Source organism: Amycolatopsis acidiphila, from assembly GCF_021391495.1.
Lineage (GTDB): Bacteria > Actinomycetota > Actinomycetes > Mycobacteriales > Pseudonocardiaceae > Amycolatopsis_E > Amycolatopsis_E acidiphila.
The window spans coordinates 4,505,612-4,528,695 of sequence record NZ_CP090063.1 but is presented as its reverse complement, the minus strand read 5'-3'; the positions used below and the strand labels follow the sequence as shown (position 1 = coordinate 4,528,695).

The window sequence follows — 23,084 nt, the reverse complement described above, 5'->3', positions numbered from 1 at the left end:
GTAGGGTTTGCTCGTGAGCCAGCCCATCCTGATGACGGTCGACGACGACCCGGCAGTATCCCGTTCGGTCGCTCGTGACCTCCGCCGTCGTTATGGCCAGGACTACCGCGTGGTGCGCGCGGGCTCGGGCGCCGACGCGCTCGACGCCCTGCGCGAGATCAAGCTGCGGGGGGACGCGGTCGCCGCGATCCTCGCCGACTACCGGATGCCGCACATGGACGGCATCGCCTTCCTGGAGCAGGCCATGGACCTGTTCCCGCACGCCCGCCGCGCGCTGCTGACGGCCTACGCCGACACCGACGCGGCCATCCAGGCGATCAACGTGGTGGACGTGGACCACTACCTGCTCAAGCCGTGGGACCCGCCCGAGGAGAAGCTCTACCCGGTGGTGGACGCGCTGGTCGACGCCTGGCGCGCGGCGGGGGACCGGCCGGTGCAGGAGATCAAGGTGGTCGGCCATCACTGGTCCGCCCCGTCCTACCAGGTCCGTGACTTCCTCGCGCGCAACTCGGTGCCCTACCGCTGGTATCCCGTCGACGAGCCCGAGGCGGCGCGCCTGCTGGAGGCGGCGGGGGCCACCGCCGACGAGATCCCGGTGCTGATCACCTCCGACGGCACGGTGCTGCGCAAGCCCGGGGGCGAGGAGATCGCCGGCGCGGTCGGCCTGTCCACCCGGCCGGCGGAGGAGTTCTACGACCTCATCGTCGTCGGCGGCGGTCCCGCCGGCCTCGGCGCCGCGGTGTACGGCGCGTCCGAAGGGCTGCGCACGGTGCTCGTCGAGCGCAAGGCGACCGGCGGCCAGGCCGGGCAGAGCTCCCGCATCGAGAACTACCTCGGCTTCCCGGACGGCGTCTCCGGCGCGCAGCTGACCGACCGCGCCCGCCGTCAGGCCCAGAAGTTCGGCGCGGAGGTGCTCACCGCCCGCGACGTCGTCGGCCTCGAGGCGCGCGGCTCGGCCCGGGTGATCAAGTTCGGGGACGGCTCCGAGCTGGCCGCGCACTCGGTCGTGCTCGCCACCGGCGTGTCCTACCGGGCGCTGCAGGCCGAGGGCTGCGCACCGCTCACCGGCCGCGGCGTCTACTACGGGTCCGCCGCCACCGAGGCGCCCGAGTGCTCGGACCAGCACGTCTACATCGTCGGCGGCGCGAACTCCGCCGGCCAGGCCGCGGTGTTCTTCTCCCGCTACGCGAGCGAGGTGACGATCCTGGTGCGCGGGCCGTCTCTGCACGCGTCGATGTCGCACTACCTGATCGAGCAGCTCGAGCAGATCAAGAACGTCGACGTCCGCACGCACACCTCGGTCGTGCAGGCGCACGGCGAGGAGCACCTGGAGAAGCTCACGCTGTGCGACCAGCAGGGCAACCGGGAGACGGTCGAAGCCGGTCACCTCTTCGTCTTCATCGGCGCGGCGCCGCGCACGGAGTGGCTGGGCGAGCAGGTGGTCCGCGACGAGCACGGGTTCGTCTGCACCGGGCCGGACCTGCTGGTCGAGGGGCGGCGGCCGCCGGGCTGGTCCCTCGACCGCGACCCGCAGCACCTGGAGTCCTCGATCCCGGGTGTGTTCGTCGCCGGAGACGTACGCTCGCAGTCAGTGAAGCGTGTCGCCTCGGCGGTCGGCGAGGGCGCGATGGCGGTCACGCTGGTGCATCGATACCTGGAGCAGCAATGACCGACCCCGTCGTGACCCGGGAGTTCCTCCGGGACCTGTTCCTGTTCACCAGCCTCTCCGACGCCCAGCTGGACTGGATCCTCGCGCACGCCTCGGTCGAGCACTATCCGGGCGGGGCCAAGGTGATCACCGAGGGCGAGCCGGCCACCTGCTTCTACGTGCTGCTCTCGGGCGCGCTGCGGATGACCAAGCAGGACTCCGGCGGCGAGGTCGAGACCACCCGCTCGGACCAGCGCGGCGCGTACTGCGGTGCCACCCAGTTCTTCTACGGGCAGAACCAGCAGCGCTACGCGGCTTCGGTCTACGCGCTGAGCGACCTGACGTTCCTGACCCTGCCCGCGGCCGAGTTCGCCGACCAGTTCCGCGGCTGGTTCCCGATGGCGACGCACCTGCTCGAGGGCTCCTACCTCGGCTGGCGCAACTCCGACGCGCTCATCGGGTCCCGGCGGCGGCTGCTGGCGCTGGGCCAGGTGTCCGCGGGCCTGACGCACGAGCTGAACAACCCGGCGGCCGCGGCGGTCCGGGCGACCGCGGCGCTGCGCGAGCGCGTCGCGGGCATGCGGCACAAGCTGGCGATACTGGCGAAGAAGGACATCGACCCCAACCTGCTGGAACAGCTGCTCGACGTGCAGGAGCAGCTCGTCAAGCAGGTGGCCGCGGCACCGCCGCTGACCGCGATGCAGCAGTCCGACCGCGAGGACGAGGTCGGCGACTGGCTCGAGGAGCACGGGCTGGAACAGGGCTGGGACCTCGCGCCGATCTTCGTCAGCGCCGGGCTGTCCGGGCAGAACCTCGACGAGGTCCTGGACTCGGTCGGCGACTCGCTCATCGACGGTGCCGTGCGCTGGCTCGCCTACGCGCTGGAGACCGAGATGCTGATGGGCGAGATCGAGGACTCGACCACCCGGATCTCCGCGCTCGTCGGCGCGGCCAAGCAGTACTCCCAGATGGACCGCGCCCCGCACCAGTGGATCGACGTGCACGACGGGCTCGGCTCCACGCTGGTGATGCTCAGCAGCAAGATCGGGCCCGGGGTGAAGGTCGTCAAGGACTACGACCGCACGCTGCCCGAGGTGCCGGCGTACCCGGGCGAGCTGAACCAGGTGTGGACCAACCTGATCGACAACGCCCTCGGCGCGATGGGCGGCACCGGCACGCTGACCGTCCACACCGCACTGGTCGAGGACCAGGTGTGCGTGGAGATCGGCGACACCGGGCCGGGCATCCCGGAGGAGATCCGCCAGCGGATCTTCGAGCCGTTCTTCACCACCAAGCCGGTGGGGCAGGGCACGGGGCTGGGGCTGGACATCTCGTGGCGGATCGTGGTGGAACGCCACCACGGTGACCTGCGGGTCCGCTCGCAGCCGGGGAACACCCGGTTTCAGGTGCTGCTTCCGGTGGCGGAGGTGGCTTCGGAGTGAAGGCCGAGCTTCCCGGCCAGCCGGGCGAGGTACCCGACGACGTCCTCGGGCGAGCGGTCGGGAAGTCCGAAAAGGAGTTCGGTGACGCCCAGTTCCTCGTAGTCGGCAAGGGTTTCCGGTTGCGGCTTCCCCGCGAGCACGACGACCTCGGGCGCGCCGTCCCGCCCCGCGTCGCGCCACATCCGGTGCAGTAGCGCGATCTTCTTGGGCAGCTCGTCCTCCATCGGGGTGGTCAGCCAGCCGTCGGCGGACCGGCTGATCCAGCCGAAGGTCTTCTCGGTGCCCGCGGCGCCGACCACGACCGGCACCTCGCCCGCCGGCTTCGGCCACGCCCAGCACGGGCCGAACTTCACGAACTCGCCCTCGTAGGCGGCTTCCTCGTCCGTCCACAGTGCACGCATCGCCGCCAGGTACTCGCGCAGCATCGTCCGGCGCCGCCCGGACGGCACGCCGTGGTCGGTCAGCTCGTCGACGTTCCAGCCGAACCCGACGCCGAGCGTCACCCGCCCGCCCGAGAGGTGGTCGAGGGAGGCAATGGTCTTCGCGAGCGTGATCGGGTCGTGCTCGACCGGCAGCGCGACGGCGGTGGAGAGCCGGATCCGGGTGGTGACCGCCGCGGCGGTGGCGAGCGCGACCCACGGGTCGAGGGTGCGCAGGTAGCGGTCGTCGGGCAGGGTCGCGTCGCCGGTGCGCGGGTGCGCCGCCTCGCGCTTGACCGGGATGTGCGTGTGCTCGGGCACGTTGAAGGAGTCGAACCCCGTCTCCTCGGCCGCTTTCGCGGCGTGAGCGGGGGTGATCCCGCGGTCGCTGGTGAACAACACGATGCCGTGGCGCATGGGCTAGATTAGAACACGTTCTACCCAGGCTTGGCGAGCACGTGCGCCCTGCCGGCGAGGCGGGACGCCTCGCCGGCAGGGCCGCGGCCTCAGGCCGTCACGTGCACGTAGTCCACCACCAGCTGCTGCGGGAACTGCGTGCTGCCGTTCGGGGAGCCCGGCCAGTCCCCGCCGACGGCGAGGTTGAGGATCAGGAAGAACGGGTGGTCGAAGACCCAGCGGTTGCCGCCGAGGTCGGCGGGGGTGCGGGTCTGGTACAGGTTCCCGTCGACGTACCACTTGATGCTGTTCGGCGACCAGTCGACGGCGTAGGTGTGGAAGTCGTCGGAGAAGTTCGGGCCGTTGTAGGCCGCGCCGATCCCGTTCGCGCCCGAGTAGCCCGGGCCGTGGATCGTGCCGTGCACGGTGTTCGGCTCGAACCCGACGTTCTCCATGAAGTCGATCTCGCCGCAGTTCGGCCAGCCGTTGGAGCCGATGTCGTTGCCCAGTGCCCAGAACGCCGGCCACATACCCTGCCCGCGCGGCAGCTTCATCCGCGCCTCGAAGTGCCCGTAGGTCTGGGTGAACTTCCCGGAGGTGTTCAGCCGCGCGGAGGTGTAGGTGCACGGGCCGTACCAGCAGGTGTGCCCGCCCTCCTGGCGTGCGGTGATCACCAGGTGGCCCTGGCCGTCGAGCGCGGCGTTCTGCGCGCCCGGGGTGTACCACTCCAGCTCGTGGTTGTTGACGTTGTCCCCGGTCTCCATCGTCCACTTGGAGGCGTCGGCGGCCGCGCCGGCGGGTCCGTTGAAGTCGTCGCTGAACACCGTGGCGGCGCCGGCGTTGCCAGGCGCCACCAGCATGGCGGCCACCGCGAGCGCGGGCGCGGTCAGCCGCAGGAGGCGGGACAGGCGGGTGGAGGTCTTCATCGACATCACTGCCTCTCAGCACTTTGTTGTCAGCGGAAACAAAAGTATGGAGCTAGTGGTCCAGACCTTCAAGGGACTTAGGTAGGTATTTTCCGGCCCGGGCAGAGTTCGGCTGTGGCGACGGTCGTGCGGGGAAACGCGGGCTGGCGATTTCCGCCGGGCGCCTCGGTCCCGGCCGTGGCCGCCTCCGCCACCACGGCCCCCGGCACGGTCCGGTGCTCACGCACGACGGCGCCACTCGCCGCGGTCCGGGCCTTGGTGCCCTACTCGCACAATGCCGAACCGGCGCCGCCGCGGTGGGAACATCCCCGCCACGACGGCGGTCCCGTGCGCGCCCCACCACGCCCGGCGGCTGGGCCGATCGGCCCATCGGCGACAATGGATCATCGTGACCCCGCACCTGCCTGCCCTGCTGTTGCTGTTCGTCGCCGGTGCCGGGGCCGGGCTCACCGGGTCGATCGCCGGCCTGGCGTCGCTGGTCTCCTATCCCGCGCTGCTCGCCGTCGGGCTGCCGCCGGTGTCCGCCAACGTCACCAACACCATCGCGATGCTCGGCACGACCGTCGGCGCCACCGCGGGGTCGCGGCCCGAGCTGGCCGGCCAGCGCGCCCGCCTCAAGGTCCTCTGCCTCATCACCGCGGTCGGCGGGGCGTTCGGGGCCGCGCTGCTGCTGCTGACCCCCTCCGGCACATTCACCGTCATAGTCCCGTTTCTGATCGCAGGCGCGTCGGTACTGTTGTTCCTCGGTCCGCGTCTGCGGAAGTACGCCGAGCACGCGAACGCACACGGGCTCAGCCCGGCCGCCGGCGTGGCGGCGTTCGCCGTCGCGATCTACGGCGGCTACTTCGGTGCCGCGGCAGGAGTTCTGATGCTCGCACTGCTGTCGACCGTGTGGGCGCAGTCGCTGGCCCGGTCGAACGCGGCGAAGAACCTCGCCACCGGCGCGGCCAACCTCGTCGCCGCCGTCGTGTTCGCCTGCACCGGCAAGGTCGTCTGGCCGGCGGTCGTGGTGCTGTGCCTGGGATCCGTGCTCGGTTCGTGGATCGGCCCGGCGATCGTCCGGCGGCTGCCCGCCACCCCGCTGCGGATCGCGATCGGGCTCGCCGGGCTCGGCCTCGCGGCGGCGCTCGGCTGGCAGGCCTTCACCGCGTGACAGAGATTCCGCATGCACGAAGACAAAAGTCCTGAGGGTATGTTGGGCCTTCGGTGAGGCATGATCTTCCAGGTACCCGGAGTTGGAGGCCCAGAGTTGAGCATCGTCGGTACCAGGGTGGTCCGGATCGAGGACCAGAAACTGATCACCAAGGGCGGCACGTACGTCGAGGACGTGCGCGAGGAGGCGCTGACCGGCGCCGTGCACGCCATGTTCGTGCGTAGTCCCATCGCACACGCCCGGATCACCTCGATCGACACGGCCGAGGCGCTCGCGGCGCCCGGCGTCGTGGCGGTCTACACCGCGGCGGACCTGGATCTCGGGCCGCGCCAGGCGGGGCCGGTCGTGGAACCGTGGCTCGCGTCCGACGTGGTGCGCTACGTCGGCGAGCCGGTCGCGCTGGTGCTCACCGAGCACCGCTACCAGCTCGCGGACGCCGCCGAGCTGATCGACATCGACTACGACCCGCTCGACGCCGTCGCGAGCATCGACGCCGCACTGTCGGACGAGACGCTGGTGTTCCCCGACATGGGTTCCAATGTCGTCCAGGTCAACGGGATGCCCGAGTTTCCCGCGGACACCTTCGACGGCTGCGAGGTCGTGGTCACCCAGACCATCGTGAACCAGCGGGTCGCGCCCGCTCCGCTGGAGGTGCGCGGCGCCGCGTGCGCGTGGGGCGAGGACGACAGGCTCACGGTCTGGCTGTCCACCCAGAACGCGCAGATCGGCCGCACCCTGCTCGCCGCCGGGCTCGGCGTGGGCGAGGAGAAGGTCCGGGTGATCACCCCGGACGTCGGCGGCGGCTTCGGCGCCAAGATCGGCTCCGACCCCGAGCCGGTCGTGCTGGGCTGGGCCGCGCAGCGCGCGGGGCGTCCCATCCGCTGGACCGAGACGCGCAGCGAGAACCTGACCTCCATGACGCACGGGCGCGCCCAGCAGAACACCGTCACCGTCGGCGGCCGCCGCGACGGCACGGTCGAGGTGTTCCGGCTCGACGTCGTCCAGGACGCGGGCGCCTACCCGCGTACGCTGTTCCTGCCGACGCTGACCGAGCTGATGGCGTCGGGCGTCTACCACTTCCCGAAGATCGAGACGCGCAGCCGCGGGGTCGTCACCACGACCACGCCGATCGCGGCGTACCGGGGCGCGGGCCGTCCCGAGGCGACAGCCGCGATCGAGCGCGCGATGGACCTGTTCGCCACCGAGATCGGGATGGACCCGGCGGAGGTCCGCAAGGCCAACTTCATCCGGCCCGAGGAGTTCCCGTACAAGACGAAGTCCGGCGCGAACTACGACACCGGTGAGTACGCCCAGGCACTGGACAAGGTGCTCGACGCGGCCGGCTACGCCGGGCTGCGTGCCGAGCAGCGGCGGCGGCGCGAGGCCGGGGAGCCGGTCGTGCTCGGGCTGGGCATCGCCAGCTACGTCGAGATCACCGGCGGCGACTCCGGCGGCGAGAGCGGCCGGGTGGACATCAACCCGGACGGTACGGTCACCGCGTACACCGGCAGCTCCCCGCACGGGCAGGGGCTCGACACGTCGCTGACGATGCTGCTGTCGGACCAGCTCGGCATCCCGATGGAGCGGATCAGCATCAGGCACGGCGACACCGACGAGGTGCCCAAGGCGATCGGCACCTTCGGCTCGCGGTCGCTGCAGCTGGGCGGGTCCGCCGTGCGCCAGGCCGCGGACAAGGTGATCGCGAACGCCAGGGAGATCGCCGCCGACATGCTCGAAGCGGCGCCCGAGGACCTGGAGCTGAACGTCGACGAAGGCGCCTGGCAGGTCCGCGGCGCGCCGGCGAGCGGCTCGGTCGACTGGGTGCAGCTCGCGGCGCGGGCCGAGCAGGGCGTTCTCTCGGCGGACGTGTGGTTCGGCGAGGGCTCGCCGACGTTCCCGTTCGGCGCGCACCTCGCGGTCGTCGACGTCGACACCGAGACCGGCAAGGTCGTGGTGCGCCGCGTCATCGCCGCCGACGACGCCGGGCCGGTGATCAACCCGCTGGCGTTCCGCGGGCAGCGGCACGGCGGGCTCGGCCAGGGCGTCGCGCAGGCGCTGCTGGAGGTCATGGCCTACGACCCCGACGGCAACCCGACCACGGCCACGCTGGCCGACTACTCGTTCATCACGGCGACCGAGCTGCCGGACTTCGAGCTGGTCGACTCGGCCACGCCGACGACGCGCAACCTGCTGGGCGTCAAGGGGATCGGCGAGGCGGCGACGATCGGTTCCACCCCCGCGGTGCACAACGCCGTGGTGGACGCGCTGGCGCACCTCGGCGTGCGCCACCTGGACATGCCCACGACCCCGCAGCGGGTGTGGGAAGCGCTTTCTGCGAAAGGTGAGGCGAAGTGAAGGTCTCCATCGAGGTCAACGGCAAGGCGGTGACCGAGGAGGTCGAGGACCGCACGCTGCTGGTGCACTACCTGCGGGAGAACGCCGGGCTGACCGGCACCAACATCGGCTGTGACACGACCTCGTGCGGTGCGTGCACCGTCCTGCTCGACGGCGAGTCGGTGAAGTCGTGCACGGTGCTGGCCGCGCAGGCCGACGGGCACCGGGTGATGACCGTCGAGGGCCTGGCGGGCGAGGACGGCGAGCTGCACCCCGTGCAGCGGGCGTTCCGCGAACAGCACGGGCTGCAGTGCGGGTTCTGCACGCCGGGCATGATGATGGCGTCGGTGTCGCTGCTGGCGCACAACCCCAAGCCCACGCGCGAAGAGGTGCGCGAGGGCCTGGAAGGCAACCTGTGCCGCTGCACGGGGTACCACAACATCGTCAGCGCCGTGATCGACGCGTCGGGACAGGAGGTCGACCGGTGATCCCGGCCCAGTTCAGCTACCGGCGAGTGTCCACTGTGGACGAAGCGCTGACGGTGCTCGGCGAGCACGGTGACGAAGCCAAGGTCCTCGCCGGCGGGCACTCCCTGCTGCCGCTGATGAAGCTGCGCTTCGCCACGCCCGAGATCGTGGTGGATGTCGCGCCGCTGGAGGAGTTGCGCTACGTGCGGGTCGAGGACGGGACGGTCGCGATCGGCGCGCTGTCGCGGTACCACGACCTGCACCACGACGAGGTCCTGCGCGAGCACGCGCCGCTGCTGGCGCACGTGGCGGGAGCGATCGGCGACCAGCAGGTGCGCCACCGCGGCACGATCGGCGGCTCGCTCGCGCACGCCGACGCGGCGGCCGACCTGCCCGCCGCGCTGCTGGCGTCGGAGGGGACGCTCGTCGTGCGCGGCCCGGGCGGGCAGCGGGAGATCCCCGCGGCGGAGTTCTTCCTGGGGCCGTTCACCACGCCACTGGAGCCGGACGAGCTGATCACCGAGGTCCGCGTGCCGGCGCGGGCCGGGGTCGGCTGGGGCTTCGAGAAGTTCACCCGCCGCTCCATCGACTGGGCGATCGTCGGGGTCGCGGTCGTCGGGCAGGCCGTGGGGCTGGTCAACATGGCGGGCACCCCGATCCGCGCCACGGCGACGGAGCAGGCGCTCGCCTCGGGAGCGTCCGTCGCCGACGCCGCGGCACTGGCCGCGCAGGACGCCAGCCCGGTCACCGAGCCGCACGCGAGCGCCGAGTACCGGTCCCATCTGGCGCGGGTGCTGACGAAGCGGGCTCTGGAGTCCGCCGCGGCCTGACGCGCGAAAGGGGGCCCTGCCGGGTGGCGGGGCCCTCCTTCACCGGTGCCGGGGCTCAGGCGTTCTTGACCGCCGAGACCTCGAACTCCAGGGTCACCTTGTCGCTCACCAGCACGCCGCCGGTCTCCAGCGCCGCGTTCCAGGTGATGCCGAAGTCCTTGCGGTTGATCACCACGGAGCCCTCGAACCCGATCCGGGTGTTGCCGAACGGGTCCTGCGCCGTGCCCTCGTAGCTGAACGGGATCGTCAGCGTCCTGGTCACGCCCTTGATCGTCAGGTCGCCGGTCACGTCGAACGTGTCGTCCCCGCTCCGCGCGACCTCCGTCGAGACGAAGGTGATCTCCGGGTACTCGTCCATCTGCAGGAAGTCGTTGCTGCGCAGGTGACCGTCGCGGTCGGCGTTGCGGGTGTCGATGCTGTGCACGTTGATGGTCACCGTCGCGCTCGACTTCTCCGGGTTGGCCCCGTCGATCTCGGCGGTACCGCTGAACTCGTTGAACGCGCCGCGCACCTTGGTCACCATCGCGTGCCGCGCGACGAACCCGATCCGGGTGTGCGCCGGGTCGAGGGTGTAGGTGCCGGTCAGGTCCGCGTACTTCGCGGGAGCGGTCATCGGATGCCTCCTTGGGGTCGGTGACGTGTCATCCAGCCTAGCCAACCAGGGTGACGTGTCAACTATTCCCGCTATACTCGACGGCGTGACCGAGACTCGTTGGCTGACCGATGCCGAGCAGCGCGCCTGGCGCGGCTACGTGACCATGCAGGCGCGCCTCACCGCCCGGCTGGGCAGGCAGCTGCAGGCGGACTCGGAGCTTTCGCACGCGGACTTCGCGGTGCTCGTGCAGCTGACCGACGTGCCCGACGGCCGGGTGCGCGTGTTCGAGCTGGCCAGGCAGCTGCAGTGGGAGAAGAGCCGCCTTTCCCACCACCTGGCGCGGATGCAGAAGCGCGGGCTGGTCGCGCGCGAGGAGTGCCCGTCGGACGCCCGCGGGGCGTTCATCGTGCTGACCGCCGAGGGCAGGGCGGCGATCGAGGACGCCGCGCCGCGGCACGTGGAGACCGTGCGCCGCCTGGTGTTCGACGTGCTGACGCCCGAGCAGGTCGAGACCCTGCGGGAGATCTCGGAACAGGTGCTGGCGAAGCTGGCCGAGGACGCCGCCTGAGCGACGCGGCCGGTGGTGTCAGTCCCGGCCCTGGGAGACCTCCTGCACGAGCCAGCTCGCGACCTCGTGCAGCTTGCGGTTGGACCGCTGCGAGACCTTGACCAGCAGGTGGAACGCCTCGTCGTGGCCGACCTTGTGCCGCTGCATGAGAATGCCCTTGGCCGTGGAGATCGTGTCGCGGGTGCGCAGCGCCTCGCGCAGCTGCTCCTGGCGCCGCGAGCCCGCCAGCGCCACGGCCGCGTGGGCGGCGAACAGCCCGGTGACCTGCTCGGCCTCGGCGTCGAACGCCTGCGGCTTGGTCGAGTAGAGGTTGAGCGCGCCGAGGTTCGTGGAGCTGGTGAACAGCCGCACGCCGAGCATCGACACGATGCCGAGCTTGGTCGCGGCGGCGGCGAAGTCGGGCCAGCGGGGGTCGGTGGCGAGGTCGCCGGTGCGGTAGGCCGGGTCGTCGAACACGGCGTCGACGCAGGGCCCCTGCCGCAGCTCGTGCTGCAGCAGGTCGAGCTTGGCGACGACCTCGCTGGTCGGCGCGACCGAGCGCATCCGGCCCTGCTCCAGCAGCGAGACCCCGGCGTCCTCGGTGCCGGGCACGGCGCTCACGACCGCGGTGACGATGTGCTCGACCGTGCTGTCGACGTCCGGCTCGGCCTCCAGGGTGCGCACGACCGAGCCCAGCGCGGCGGCGATGCCCAGCTCGCTCTCCTCCGGGTTGTCCCTCGGTGGTGCCACGCGCTCGGTCATGCCGCCCAGTCTCGTCCCCCCGCGGGGTCGCCGCCACCGCCGGGGTCCCATCGGGTGGTTTGCCGCGGCGGAATCCGGGTATCCGCCGGAACCGGCCGTTGAGAAACAGCGGAGGAGTCCGGCATGACCCTGGATCGAGTTCATCGGGAGCACATCGTCTGGCGAAGGGTGACCGGCTTCTCCGACCTCAACCGGTTGCGCAACGCCATCTGCGGACTGCTGTTCGACTGCGCCGCGGAGACCGTCGTCAGCGTGCTGCTCTTCGTCGACGAGGTGTGCAGCACCGCGTCGGAGCGGGGCGCGTTCCCGATCGAGGTGTGCCTGGTGCGCGGCGTCGACCCGCACTACCTGCGCGTCGACATCGACGGCCCGGAGCTCGCCGCGCCCGGCCGCCCGGGCTTCATGGACCGCGGCGAGGACGCCGGAGCGGCCGGCTGGGGTGTCAACTACCGCGAGCAGAACATGGGTATCTGGGCCTACCTGACGCTGCCGATGCCCGCCCACGGGCACCCGGTCGCGCCGTGGTCGCGGCTCGCCGTGCAGCTGCCCGCGAACCCGATGCTCAACTGAGCGCGGGGGTGTGGGCGTCCTGGTTGCGTGGGGCCGCCGAGTCCCTGGGGAGTCGCGTCGCGGCTACCGTTGCCGGGCCGGCCGTGCGCGGTGCCGGACGTTCACCTTCGCCAGTGCCCGGACGTGGGCGGCCCGCAATGGCGGCGGCACCAGCATCGCCACCCACCGCACCGCCCGCCGGAACCGGTCGAACCGCCGTTGCCGGGCGTCCGTCCACTCCAGACCGAGGCGCTCCCGGAACGCGGGGGGCAGCGTCGCGGCGATGAGGAACAGCTGCAGCCGCGCCTGCCTGTCCCGCAACCACGACCACGCGAAGTCCGGCAGCCACCGGACCGGCTTCGGCACTGTGCGAATCGTGTCGAACAGCGTGCTGATCGTCCCGTTCGGACCGAACCCCTCGACCATCCTGTCGTAGTAGTCCCGGAACGCGGCCCAGTCCGGGGGCAGGTGGTGGTCCTTGACACCGAGCATCACCCCCACCTGGCGCATCTGCGCGTAGTACTCCTCGACCTCGCCCGGCCGCATCCCGCGCCCGAAGATCGCCTGCGTGTCCACGGCCAGTTGCACGAGCGTCGCGTGCACCCAGGCGTAGGCGTGCGGGTCGAGCGCCGAGTAGCGCCGGCCGTCGTCGCGCACGCCGGTGAACGCCCGGTGCACCTGCCGCAGCCGCCGCGCCTCGAACTCGGCGCCCGCTCGCCCGCCGTAGACGTAGATCGACAGCGAGGCGGCCGTGCGCATCAGCCGGGTCCACGGGTCCTCGGTGTAGTTCGAGTGGTCCCGGACCCCCGCCGCCACCACGGGATGTGCGACCTGCAGCACGAGCACCTGCCCGGCGAGCAGCGTGGCCCGGAAGTCCCCGAAGTACCGCCACGCGGGGGTGCCGGGGGTGATCACGGGCCGGTGATCGCGGTGAGCCTGCCGGTGATGAGCTCCTCGGCTTCGGCGACGATCCGCCGCACGAGCTCGGCGACGGTCGGGATGTCGGTGATGATGCCCTGCACGAGGCCCGCGGTCCAGATCCCGAGCTCCAGGTCGCCCTCCTCGAACACCCGGCGCCCCTGGGCCCCCGCCACGAGCGCGCGGACGTCGTCGAACGTGCCTCCGTCGTCCAGGATGCCCACGACGTTCCTGCTGACCGAGTTGCTCGCCACCCGGGCGGTGTTGCGCAGCGGCCGGAAGATCAGGTCGGTGTCGCGTTCGGACGCCTCGACGATCCGTTGCTTGACGCGCTGGTGCACCGGAGACTCCGCGGTGCACAGGAACCGGGTGCCCATGTTGATGCCGTCCGCGCCGAGCGCGAGTGCCGCGACCAGGCCACGTGCGTCGCCGAAGCCGCCGGAGGCGAGCATCGGGACGGTGATCTTGTCGGCCGCCGCGGGAATGAGCACCAGGCCGGGGATGTCGTCCTCGCCGGGATGCCCGGCGCACTCGAACCCGTCGATGCCGACCCCGTCCACGCTCAGCCGCTGGGCCTTCACCGCGTGCCGGACGCTCGTGCACTTGTGCAGCACCTTGATCCCCGCCGCGCGGAACGCGGGCAGGTGGTCGGCGGGGTTGAACCCGGCCGTCTCCACGATCCGCACTCCCGAGTCGATGATCACGTCCCGGTATTCGGCGTAGGGCGGGGGATTGATCGAAGGCAGGATCGTCAGGTTCACGCCGAACGGCTTGCCGGTCAGCTCGTGCGTCCGGGCGATCTCCTTCGCGAGGTCGTCGGGCGTCGGCTGGGTCAGCGCGGTCAGGAAGCCGAGTGCGCCGGCCTCGGCGACCGCGGCCACCAGCGGAGGCCGCCCCACCCACTGCATCCCGCCCTGGGCGATCGGGTGCTCCACTCCGAACACCTCGCAGAACTTCATCCGCATCAGGCCTCCCACTCCGGCCGCCGGGAACCCCGCGGCACGAGGACGTGCCGGTAGCGGCCGGGGGTGGCCGACATCCGGACCTGGTCGGTCACCCCCTGGTAGTGCCCCAGCGGGGTGTCCGCGGTGAAGGTCTCCGGGTCGAGGTAGGCGTGCTCCTCGCCGCGGCCGGCGACCTCGGCGGCGTAGCCCTTGTCGAAGACACCCATGCTGAGGATCCACAGCGCGGCCCGGGTGAGCGAGACGTGCACCTTCCAGCTGCCGCCCTCGACGGCACGCCGGGCCAGCGCCTCGACGACGCCCGCGGTCATCAGCCACGACACGACGTAGTCGTTGACCACGAGGATGGGCGGCAGTCCGGGCCGCTGCCCGTCGCCCTCCAGGTGCATCATGCCGACGAGGCTGCCCGCGGACTGGTCGAAGCCGATCCGGCCCGACCAGGGGCCGCGCTCGCCGTTGAGCGAGGTGGTCGCGTGGACGATGCCCGGCCGTGTCGCCGCGGCCTCCTCCGCCGACAGCCCGATCTTCGAGAGGTATCCCGGGCGGCGGTTCGCGAAGAAGACGTCCGCCCCGGCGAGCAGGGCCCTGATCCGGTCGCCGTGCCGGTACGGGTCGAGCGTCGAGGACCGGACCCCGACGTTGGCGGTGAGGTAGGTGACGTCGTGCTCGAGTTCGTTGGGGCGCCACAGGTTCAGTACGTCGGCGCCGTGCAGCGCCAGCGCGCGGCCGACCCCGGCGCCCGCGATCACGTGTCCCATGCCGAGCGCGCGCACACCGGACAGCGGGTCCGCGGCACCCTCGGTGAACGGCTCCGGCTCGCTTTCGCCGATCTTGGTGATCTCGATGAGCGGAAGGCCGGCCAGCGTTTCGCGGTAGTGCGCCTCCGTCAGCAGCTCCTCGGTCGTGCGCAGCATCGGCAGCACCGCACCCGCCTCGACCGCGGCGTCCTCCAGCTCGAGCCCCTTCCACCGGCCGATCGCGGCCGCGACCGCCTCGGGCTCGTCCGGCACGCCGAGCAGGGTCTGGGCCGCGACCTTGATCTTCGGATACGGGTTGAGCGGCATCACCCAGCGGTCGTCGGCCGTGCGGTAGAAGCGGAAACCCAGCGCCTGGCTGGGATTCGACGGCGAGCTGCCCGGATAGCCGTTGAGCAGCTCCCACTTGCGGTCGTAGAACGGGCACAACCGGTGTGGCGCCGTCCGCAGGTCCACCGCGATGTCCTGGCCCTCGCCGCCGCGCAGCCGCCACAGCTTCGCCATCGTGGCGGACTTGGCGGCCAACGCGATCGCCGCGGCGCCGGCGAGCCGCAGGGTGCTGGGCACCACCGGGTCGGCGCCGGTGAAGGTCACCGTGCCACCGGTGTCGGCCGGGCTCACGTCGATGCCCGCCAGCACCTCGGCGAACTCGGCGTGCGGGTCGAACGCGTCGTCGGTCCGCGGGTTCGCGACCGCCTCGGCGACCCGGTCAGTCAGTGCCATCGGTCAGCTCCTCGGGGATCAGCACGTGCTTGGCGCGCAGGTACTCGCCGACCGCCTTGCCCACCTGGTCCACGCGCAGGTTGGACGAGCCGCCGGTGCCCAGCAGCCCGCGCAGCACGAAGTGCACGGCCCGCAGGTGCGGGAACTCGTGCCGGACGATGTCGAGGTCCTTCACCTCGGGCAGCAGCCGCCGGAGCCCGGTCGTGGACAAGGTGTCGCGCAGCCATGGCCAGGCCCGCTCGTCGGGCACCCACACGCCGACGTTGGAGTTGCCGCCCTTGTCCCCGCTGCGGGCATGGGCGACCGAACCCAGCGGCGCCTTGCGGACCTTCGCGGCGGCCGGTGCCTCCGCCGGCTCCGGGTGCACGGGCTGGGCGCCGACCGCGGTTTCGGGAGGTGGCGCGATGTCGAGGGTGCGGCCGTCCTCGAGCACCACCTGATGCGGCACCGCGCTCATCGGCAGCAGCGCGGGCCAGTAGTCGATGCGTCCCCGTGGTGTGGCGACCAGGTTGGTGCCGCCGTCGTGGAAGAAGCCGGGGACGCTCTGCAGGTACAAGCTGCTCAGCCGGCCCGGCAGGTCCAGCTCGAGCAGCGCCTGCCGGTCGCGCGCGGTGGCCATGACACGCACGGGAACCGTGGCCTGCCACTGGGTTTCGGGATCCTCGGCCGCGGTGCCCAGCGGGGTGATGTCGAGATCGTCCGCCCCGGCTGGAAGGTCCTTGCCGATCTGCGCGCGCAGGAGCTCGACCTTGGCGCCGACCTCGGGCGCGGTGACGTAGACCGTGTTGACGATGGTGTGGCCGAGCTGACCGAACACCGCGACCTTCGTGGTCGGCGGGGGCGGCGAGCCGGTGGTGCCGGACAGGGCGACGCGGTCGCGGCCGTCCTGGCTCAGCCGCAGGCTGTCCAGGTGCACGGTGACGTCCGGATTGAGGTATCGCGGACCCTGGATCTCGTACACCAGCTGCGCGGTGACGGTATCGACGGTGACCTCGCCGCCGTCGCGGGCGTGCTTGGTGATGACGCTGCTGCCGTCCGCGGCGACCTCCGCGATCGGGAAGCCGGGCGTGAGCATGTTCGCGATGCGGGTGAAGCCGGAGAAGTTCCCGCCGACCGCATGCGGTCCGCACTCGATGACGTGTCCCGCGGCGACGGCTCCGGCGAGCGCGTCCCAGTCGTCGCGGGCCCAGCCGTGCCACCACGCCGCGGGGCCGGTGGTGAGCGAGGCGTCGGTGACGCGGCCGCAGACGACGATGTCCGCGTCCTCGGCCAGCGCCGCCGCGATGCCCCAGCCGCCGAGGTAGGCGTTGGCCGCCATCGGAGCCACGCCCCACGAGGACAACGGCTGCCCGGTGTCGAGATTTTCCAGTGCGTGCCCCGAATCCTGGTACTCGGCGAGGCGCGTGATGACGTTGTCGCCTTCGACGTGCGCGATCCGCAGGCCCGGGTTCAGCTCGCGCAGGGCCGCGGCGAGTCCGGCCGGATGGAAGCCGCCCGCGTTGGTGACCACCTTCATGCCCCGGTCGGCGATCGCGCCCAGGTGCGGGCGGATCTGGTCGAGGAAGTACTCGACGTAGCCGCGCGAAGGGTCCTTGCGGTAGCGGGCCGCCAGCGCGGCGAGCGTGACCTCGGCGAGGTAGTCGCCGACCAGGACGTCCACCGGATCACCGGCCATCCCCTCGTCGATCGCGGTGAACCGGTCGCCGAGGTAGCCGGAGAAGTTGGCGATCCGAACTGGTCTGGCCACCGTTGGCTCCCACGGTTCGTAGTGCGATTTCCACATAGCGGGCGGCGAGTTCCTCAGGGCCCAGCGGGCCGCCGTCGTGGTACCAGGTCGCGACGGCCTGGCACATGCCGAGCAGCGCACGGCTGGTCTCGGCGGGCTCGGTGACCGCGAAGACGCCGCCGCGCACCCCGTCGGCGATGATGCCGGTGAGCAGGTCCTCGAGCTGTTTGCGGGTCTGCGCGTAGTGCTTGCGGTTGGCAGGCTGGAGATACCGCAGTTCGGAGTCGAGCGCGGCGAGGCGGACCCGGTGCGTCATGTGCAGCACGACTGCTTCGACGACGTTCGCGAACTCCGCGGCCGGGTCGCCCCCGCCCTCCTCGGCCGCGGCGAACGCGCGGGATGCCACGTCCTTCGTCGCGGTCTCCAGCAGCGCGACGAGGATGGCTTCCTTGTTCTCGTGGTAGTAGTACAGCGCAGGCACGGTCACGCCGACGCGTCGCGCGATGTCGCGGACCGCCGTGCCGTGGAAACCCTGCTCGTAGAAGGCATCCAGCGCACTGGTCAGGATCGGCGAGAGCTCGAGCGGTTCGTAGTGCCGCCAGCCGGTGTCAGGCACGCCGTCGAGCCGCCCTTACTTATCGATCGCTAAGTACCGTTCGGACTCTAGCAGACGAGCGCGGCGCCCTGACCGAAATCTTTGTGCAGCGGCACGAACCACCGAGTGGTGCAGCGGCTGGTCACTCGAAGCGGGACGGGTCCCCGGCGCCACGCCGGATGATCTCCGGCTCGTCCTCGGAGAAGTCGACCACGGTGGTCGGCTCGGTGCCGCAGTCGCCGGAGTCGATCACCGCGTCGAGCACGTGGTCGAGCTCCTCCTTGATCTCCCAGCCCTGCGTCAGCGGCTCCTGCTGGTCCGGCAGCAGCAGGGTGCTCGAGAGCATCGGCTCGCCGAGCTCGGCGAGCAGCGCCTGCGCGACGACGTGGTCGGGGATGCGCACGCCGACGGTCTTCTTCTTCGGGTGCAGCAGGCGCCGCGGGACCTCCTTGGTGGCGGGCAGGATGAAGGTGTAGCTGCCCGGGGTGGAGGCCTTGATCGCGCGGAAGACCGTGTTGTTGATGTGCACGAACTGGCCCAGCTGGGCGAAGTCGCGGCAGACGAGGGTGAAGTGGTGCCGGTCGTCGAGGTGGCGGATCGAGCGGATGCGGTCGATGCCGTCCTTGTTGCCCAGCTGGCAGCCCAGCGCGAAGCACGAGTCGGTCGGGTACGCGACGAGCCCGCCTTCCCGGACGATCCCCACCACCTGGTCGATCGAGCGGCGCTGGGGGTTGTCCGGATGCACGTCGAAGTACTTCGCCATGCGCCGAGCTTAGGGTGGGCTCCAGACGGCGCGTACCGCGGCCACGGCCGCCTCCTCGTCGGCGCCCAGCTCCTTCGCCGAGGTCGCGAACTCCGCCGCAGCGGCCCGCAGCAGCGCGGCCGGGTCGGACCGGGCCGCCGCCTCCGCGACGACCGTGCCCCGGGCGCGGGCGGTGACGACCCAGCCCGCGGCCTCCAGCTCGCGGTAGACCCGGGCGATCGTGCCCGAGGCGAGGCCGAGGTCGCCGGCCAGCTGCCGGATCGGCGGCAGGCGGGTGCCCGGGGCGAGCGCGCCGCGGGCGATGAGCCGGATGATCTGGTCCTGCACCTGGCGCCACGGTGCGAGCCCGCTCCCGGCGTCGACGACGACGCGCAGTGCGCTCACGTGAGAGTGGCTGCGAGGTGCGGGTCCGGGGTCACCACCGCGATGCCCGCGGCCACGCTGAGCACGAACACCAGCACCGCGCCGAAGCTCAGCACCGGCTGCGGCAGCGCGGCGGGCAGGATGATCGCGAGCCCGGTGGCGACCCGCGCGCTGCGGGCGCGCAGCACGAGGTCGACCGCGGCGTCCCCGGCGACGGGACGGCGCAGCGCCAGCGCGACGACCACGGCTGCGACGGCCGCGCAGCCGAGCGTGACGCCGAGCTGCGGCCAGACGTGGGTGAGGATGGCCCGGACCACGCCGCCGGCGATCGCCAGCGCGAGCAGGACCAGCGCCCAGACCGGGACGAGATCGGTGACGCCGCGGTAGGCGAGCATCGCCTCCCTGCGCCCCCGGCCGGGCCGGCGCCAGGCGAGGAGCTCGCCCAGCATGCCGCCGAGCAGGACGGTCCAGGCCACCGTCCAGGAGTCGTCATCGCCGCTCGCCCCGACCGCCTCGCTCAGCAGGGGGAGGACGAAGAACAGCCACGGGTACCAGAACCGTCGGCGCTTGAGGTAGCGCACCGCGGTCTCGACGTCCACTTCGGACGGATCGGGTACACCCCAGCGGCGCAGCAGCCGCACGCCGTGCTTGCGGCCCGGCCACAGGACTACGAGGATCACGAGCCCGAAGAGCCCGAGGATCAAGGCGAGGCCCAGTATGCTGCCGAGTTTCATGCAGCCACCTCCTTGTATCAAGTACATGGTACAAGGAGGTGGCCCGTTGTGCAGGGCGGGAAGCTCAGCCCCGCGCTTCGAGGTTCTCCAGCGCCTGCTTCGCCAGCGCGTCACCGCGGTCGGCGGCGCGCTGGTACCAGCTGCGGCCCTCCTCGAGGTTGCCGCGCCGCCAGTGCAGCGCCCCCAGGTTCACCTCCGCCGGCAGGTGCCCGGACCGCAGCGCGCGGTAGTACCAGCTCTCCGCCTCGTCGTACTCGCCGCGCTCCTGCAGCAGCGTGCCGAGGTTGAGCATCGCCTCCGGCAGGCCGTGCTCGGCCGAGTGCCGGTACCACTGCTCGGCGTCCCCGCCGCGGCCACGCTGCTCCAGCAGCACCGCGAGCCCGAACTCGGCGACCCGCCCGTTCTCGCCCTCGGCGGCCCGCCGGAACCACGTCTCCGCCGCGTCCAGATCGCCCTGGTTCCACAGGTTCCGCGCCAGGTCCAGCGCCGCCTCGCCGTCGCCCATCTCCGCCGCCAGCCGCCGCAGCGCCTCCACGTCCGGGCGGTGCGGCTCCTGCTCGTCGGTCTGCGACAGCAGCCCCATCAACCGCACCGCGGCCGGGTCCCCGGCGAGCGCGACCCGCCGCAGCAGGTCCGCCCCGCGCTTGCGGTCCCCGTGCAGCAACTCCAGCACGGCCTCCTTGCGCGACCCGTTGGGATCGCCCGCCGCCGCCGCCTGCCGGTAGGCCTCCCGTGCCTGGTCGATCCGCCCGGTCTGCGCGAACAGCCCGCCCAGGTTGGTCATGCCGGTCGTGTCCCCGGCCTCACCCGCGCGCCGGTACCACAGCTCCGCCATCGCGACGTCGTCCCGGTTCTCCGCCAGCGTGCCCAGGCTGGACATCGCCCAGCTGTTGCCGGCCTCGGCCGCCCGCAGGTACCACTGCTCGGCGCTCGCCTCGTCCCCGCTCGCCTGCGCGGCCCAGCCCAGGTTGAACATCGCGAACTGGTCGCGCCCCCGCGCGAGCCCCGTCCACAGCCGGGTGGCCTCGCTCAGCCGCTCGAACCGGACCGCCGCCCGCGCGATGCGGAACATCTGGTCCGCGGTGAGCAGGTGCGTGCCCAGCAGCCGCTGCCAGATCGCCTCCGGCACCTCGTCGCCGGGGTCCACCGAGTCGACGAGGTAGTCGAACGCGACGTAGCGGTTCGGCCCGGCCGGGATCAGGCACGAGCTCGCCCCGCGCACGGGCTGCACCGCCCAGTCGAGCGCGCCCGCCAGGTCCGTCTCGCCGAACCTGGCGCGGAAACGATCCGAGAGGTACACCGGGTGCAGCGTCATCAGCCAGTCCAGCGGCACGGGGTCGAGATATCCCGCGCGGCGCAGGTCCACCGCCGCGCTGACGAGCGCGGCGCCCGGTTCGTTCTCGCCCTCGCGCCCGGAGCGCCAGCGTTGCACCGCCTGCGGGCCCGCGGCGACGTACTCCGCCAGCCCGCCGCCGGTGTCCCCGACGATCGCGCCCGCGATGCGGGCGTCGGTGCGGTGCCGGTGGGCCGCCGCGGTCTCGGCGCGGTCGAGGCGCCGCTCCAGGTGGACCGGGGTGACGCGGGTGAGTACCCGGCGCGAGCGGCCGCCGGTGCCCTCGGCGTCGATGCCCAGGTCCTCGCGGGCGCGGGTGCGCAGGGTGGCCAGCACGACGCTGTCGGAACGCATCCGCGGGCACAACGCCGTCAGCAGGTTGTCGTCGAGGCTGTCGGTGGTCAGGTAGCGCTCGATGTCGTCGAGCCACACCACGGCCCGCGGCGGCGGGGTGCGCGCGAGCTCGCGCAGGGCCGTCTCGTCCTGCGGCACGACCACCGCCTCCCAGCCGAGCCGGGCCGCGTTGCGCAGCACGGCTTCGTAGGCGGTGCGGGTCTTGCCCGCGGCCGCGTCGCCCTGGACGAGGACGAGCCCGCCGCGGGCGAGCGCGCGGTCGAGCTCGGCGTCGGCCGTGCGCGGCACGTACGGCGGCATCGCCGCCCCGCCCGGCAGCTTCCAGGCCGGGTGCACGCCCAGCCGGATCGGGTCCAGCTCACTGATCCGCAGGATGTGGATCGCCCCCGTACCGCCGAGCTCCGGTCGTGCCGGGGCCGCGCCGGGCGGCGGCTCGGCACGCTGTCCGCGTCGCCGGGGCAGGAACACCAGCAGCACGAGGAGGCCCGTGGCGGCCGCGGCCACCACCTCGACCGTCCAGCCCACCGCCGCGGGCAGCCTGCCCTGGCTGGTGAGCAGCCCGGCGGCCACGGCGACCGCGGCCGCCGCCACCGCGCCGAGGACGCGCCACGCTCTGCTTCCCGTCTCGAACGACATCGCGGTAACTTTCCCATAGCCCGCGCCGCCGCAGGATGACTGTTCAGCAACAGCCCGATCGGTCCGGGGTGCCGCTCGTGGCGGCGACCCGGGCGGGCCGGTCATGGGCGGTGGAGCGGCTCGCCCGCCGCGCCGGGATCAGCGCGAAGCGTCCGGCGAGTACCGGCCCGACCGGTCCAGTGTGGTCACCGTAGCGTTGCCCACCTCGACCCGTGGGACCGGCTCGCGCAGCCGTGGGTCGGCCGTGGTGGTGGCCACCCGGACCGGACCGCCGTGGGTGACGAGGACCAGCTCGCGTCCCTCGTGCTCCCCGGCGTACCGGTCGAGCGTGGCGTGGATCCGTTCGTACAGGTCGGTGATGCTCTCCCCGCCGCCGGGGCGCCGCCAGGGCTCCCGCCACAGCCGGTCGATCGCGTCCTGCACGATGCCCCCGTCCAGCGGGTCGGCGAACCGCAAACCCTCCAGGGAGCCCAGATCCTGCTCGCGCAGCCGCGGATCGGTGTGCACCGGCAGGCCGAGCACCCCGGCGATGACGTCCGCGGTCTGCCTGGCCCGCGGCAGGTCGCTGCTGAAGATCGCCGCCGCGTCCGGGTGGCGCTCGGCGAGCAGGGCCGCCGTGCGCGCCGCCTGGTCGAGCCCGCGCGCGGTGAGCGCACCGGCCTCGGGCGACTGGCCCTGCACGCGCCCGGCGAGGTTCCACTCGCTCTCGCCGTGGCGCACCAGGTGCAGAACGGCCATCAGTACTGCAGCCGCGGGTCGTCGTAGTTCTTGAACTCGATCACGTTGTTCGACGGGTCGGCGAGCGCGATCGTGCGGTGCTGCTCGGCGGTGCCCTCGAACCGCACCGCGGGCCCGGCCAGCGTGCGCAGCTTGCGGTTCTCCACCAGCCGCACGAGGCGGTCGAAGTCCTCGGCGCGGGCGAAGCTCACCCCGAAGTGCCGCGGGTACATCACCGGCTCGGCCGGGACGTCGTCGGACAGGTGGCACACCAGCTGGTCGCCGAAGAAGTCGAAGGTCACCCGGTCGTCGTAGCGGCGGGCCATCTTCGCGCCGAGGCCGAAGACGTAGAACTCCACCGCCTCGTCGAGGTCCCTGGCGGGGACCGCGATGTGGCAGGCGTCGTGCGTGTCGCGCATCAATGCTCCTTTGTGGAC

23 protein-coding genes are annotated in these 23,084 nt (G+C 72.1%); 8 read left to right on the top strand and 15 right to left on the bottom strand.

Annotated features, from left to right (window positions below; translation table 11 throughout):
- The first annotated feature begins 13 nt into the window (after positions 1-13).
- A complete protein-coding gene (locus tag LWP59_RS22045) occupies positions 14-1,669 on the top strand; it encodes an FAD-dependent oxidoreductase (RefSeq protein ID WP_144645006.1) in 1,656 nt (551 codons plus the stop codon).
- Positions 1,666-3,090, top strand: coding sequence for an ATP-binding protein (locus LWP59_RS22040; RefSeq protein WP_144645008.1), 1,425 nt, complete (start codon positions 1,666-1,668; stop codon positions 3,088-3,090). Before LWP59_RS22045 ends, LWP59_RS22040 begins: the two co-directional genes overlap by 4 nt.
- Here the strand turns inward: LWP59_RS22040 and LWP59_RS22035 are convergent.
- Both LWP59_RS22035 and LWP59_RS22030 read right to left on the bottom strand, forming a co-directional pair.
- Entirely contained in the window at positions 3,051-3,926 is an 876-nt protein-coding gene (locus tag LWP59_RS22035; RefSeq protein WP_144645009.1) for an LLM class F420-dependent oxidoreductase, read from the bottom strand. The two genes, LWP59_RS22040 and LWP59_RS22035, sit on opposite strands and share 40 nt — an antisense overlap.
- 89 nt (positions 3,927-4,015) lie before the next feature.
- A complete protein-coding gene (locus LWP59_RS22030) occupies positions 4,016-4,831 on the bottom strand; it encodes a glycoside hydrolase family 16 protein (RefSeq protein WP_229857216.1) in 816 nt (271 codons plus the stop codon).
- Positions 4,832-5,213: 382 nt separating this feature from the next.
- On the opposite strand from LWP59_RS22030, the gene LWP59_RS22025 reads away from it, so the two are divergent.
- The 4 genes from LWP59_RS22025 to LWP59_RS22010 all read left to right on the top strand — a co-directional run bounded on the left by LWP59_RS22025 (position 5,214) and on the right by LWP59_RS22010 (position 9,615).
- The gene (locus tag LWP59_RS22025; protein WP_144645018.1) at positions 5,214-5,984 is read left to right on the top strand and encodes a sulfite exporter TauE/SafE family protein; all 771 of its coding nucleotides are present in this window, start codon (positions 5,214-5,216) and stop codon (positions 5,982-5,984) included.
- A 96-nt stretch (positions 5,985-6,080) separates the two neighbouring features.
- On the top strand, positions 6,081-8,339 hold the full coding sequence (locus tag LWP59_RS22020; RefSeq protein ID WP_144645011.1) for a xanthine dehydrogenase family protein molybdopterin-binding subunit: 2,259 nt from the start codon (positions 6,081-6,083) through the stop codon (positions 8,337-8,339).
- Positions 8,336-8,806, top strand: a complete 471-nt coding sequence (locus tag LWP59_RS22015; protein ID WP_144645012.1) for a (2Fe-2S)-binding protein — start codon at positions 8,336-8,338, stop codon at positions 8,804-8,806. Before LWP59_RS22020 ends, LWP59_RS22015 begins: the two co-directional genes overlap by 4 nt.
- Positions 8,803-9,615, top strand: a complete 813-nt coding sequence (locus tag LWP59_RS22010) for an FAD binding domain-containing protein (protein WP_144645013.1) — start codon at positions 8,803-8,805, stop codon at positions 9,613-9,615. The genes LWP59_RS22015 and LWP59_RS22010 overlap by 4 nt, the downstream gene beginning before the upstream one ends.
- Positions 9,616-9,670: 55 nt before the next feature.
- Here LWP59_RS22010 and LWP59_RS22005 read toward each other — a convergent pair whose 3' ends face one another.
- Positions 9,671-10,228 (bottom strand): YceI family protein, encoded by a 558-nt coding sequence (locus tag LWP59_RS22005; RefSeq protein WP_144645014.1) that lies wholly within the window; start codon positions 10,226-10,228, stop codon positions 9,671-9,673.
- A gap of 145 nt (positions 10,229-10,373) precedes the next feature.
- Here LWP59_RS22005 and LWP59_RS22000 point away from each other — a divergent pair, with 145 nt between their 5' ends.
- Positions 10,374-10,778 carry a MarR family winged helix-turn-helix transcriptional regulator gene (locus tag LWP59_RS22000; RefSeq protein WP_144645019.1) on the top strand — a complete coding sequence of 135 codons (405 nt, stop codon included), beginning with the start codon at positions 10,374-10,376 and terminating at the stop codon, positions 10,776-10,778.
- A gap of 18 nt (positions 10,779-10,796) precedes the next feature.
- On the opposite strand, the gene LWP59_RS21995 is transcribed toward LWP59_RS22000, so the two are convergent.
- Positions 10,797-11,519, bottom strand: coding sequence for a GAF and ANTAR domain-containing protein (locus tag LWP59_RS21995; protein WP_144645015.1), 723 nt, complete (start codon positions 11,517-11,519; stop codon positions 10,797-10,799).
- Between the two features lie 123 nt (positions 11,520-11,642).
- On the opposite strand from LWP59_RS21995, the gene LWP59_RS21990 reads away from it, so the two are divergent.
- Positions 11,643-12,089, top strand: coding sequence for a hypothetical protein (locus LWP59_RS21990; protein WP_144645016.1), 447 nt, complete (start codon positions 11,643-11,645; stop codon positions 12,087-12,089).
- Between the two features lie 63 nt (positions 12,090-12,152).
- Here LWP59_RS21990 and LWP59_RS21985 read toward each other — a convergent pair whose 3' ends face one another.
- From LWP59_RS21985 to LWP59_RS21935, 11 genes are all read right to left on the bottom strand, one after another.
- The gene (locus LWP59_RS21985; protein WP_144645017.1) at positions 12,153-12,983 is read right to left on the bottom strand and encodes an oxygenase MpaB family protein; all 831 of its coding nucleotides are present in this window, start codon (positions 12,981-12,983) and stop codon (positions 12,153-12,155) included.
- Complete coding sequence (locus tag LWP59_RS21980; RefSeq protein ID WP_191334772.1) at positions 12,980-13,951, bottom strand: NAD(P)H-dependent flavin oxidoreductase; 972 nt, start codon at positions 13,949-13,951, stop codon at positions 12,980-12,982. The genes LWP59_RS21985 and LWP59_RS21980 overlap by 4 nt, the downstream gene beginning before the upstream one ends.
- Positions 13,951-15,426, bottom strand: a complete 1,476-nt coding sequence (locus LWP59_RS21975) for a CoA transferase (RefSeq protein ID WP_144645383.1) — start codon at positions 15,424-15,426, stop codon at positions 13,951-13,953. Before LWP59_RS21975 ends, LWP59_RS21980 begins: the two co-directional genes overlap by 1 nt.
- Positions 15,413-17,173: an acyclic terpene utilization AtuA family protein gene (locus tag LWP59_RS21970; protein ID WP_229857217.1), complete on the bottom strand. Its 1,761-nt coding sequence runs from the start codon at positions 17,171-17,173 to the stop codon at positions 15,413-15,415. The genes LWP59_RS21975 and LWP59_RS21970 overlap by 14 nt, the downstream gene beginning before the upstream one ends.
- Positions 17,091-17,768 carry a TetR/AcrR family transcriptional regulator gene (locus tag LWP59_RS21965; protein WP_144645387.1) on the bottom strand — a complete coding sequence of 226 codons (678 nt, stop codon included), beginning with the start codon at positions 17,766-17,768 and terminating at the stop codon, positions 17,091-17,093. The genes LWP59_RS21970 and LWP59_RS21965 overlap by 83 nt, the downstream gene beginning before the upstream one ends.
- 121 nt (positions 17,769-17,889) lie before the next feature.
- Complete coding sequence (locus LWP59_RS21960; protein ID WP_144645389.1) at positions 17,890-18,510, bottom strand: L-threonylcarbamoyladenylate synthase; 621 nt, start codon at positions 18,508-18,510, stop codon at positions 17,890-17,892.
- A 9-nt stretch (positions 18,511-18,519) separates the two neighbouring features.
- A complete protein-coding gene (locus tag LWP59_RS21955) occupies positions 18,520-18,885 on the bottom strand; it encodes a GntR family transcriptional regulator (protein WP_144645411.1) in 366 nt (121 codons plus the stop codon).
- 5 nt (positions 18,886-18,890) lie between these two features.
- Positions 18,891-19,607 (bottom strand): hypothetical protein, encoded by a 717-nt coding sequence (locus tag LWP59_RS21950; RefSeq protein ID WP_144645391.1) that lies wholly within the window; start codon positions 19,605-19,607, stop codon positions 18,891-18,893.
- Between the two features lie 64 nt (positions 19,608-19,671).
- On the bottom strand, positions 19,672-21,930 hold the full coding sequence (locus tag LWP59_RS21945; RefSeq protein ID WP_144645393.1) for a tetratricopeptide repeat protein: 2,259 nt from the start codon (positions 21,928-21,930) through the stop codon (positions 19,672-19,674).
- A 138-nt stretch (positions 21,931-22,068) separates the two neighbouring features.
- On the bottom strand, positions 22,069-22,668 hold the full coding sequence (locus LWP59_RS21940) for a histidine phosphatase family protein (protein ID WP_144645395.1): 600 nt from the start codon (positions 22,666-22,668) through the stop codon (positions 22,069-22,071).
- Complete coding sequence (locus LWP59_RS21935; RefSeq protein ID WP_144645397.1) at positions 22,668-23,066, bottom strand: VOC family protein; 399 nt, start codon at positions 23,064-23,066, stop codon at positions 22,668-22,670. The genes LWP59_RS21940 and LWP59_RS21935 overlap by 1 nt, the downstream gene beginning before the upstream one ends.
- Between the last annotated feature and the right edge of the window lie 18 nt (positions 23,067-23,084).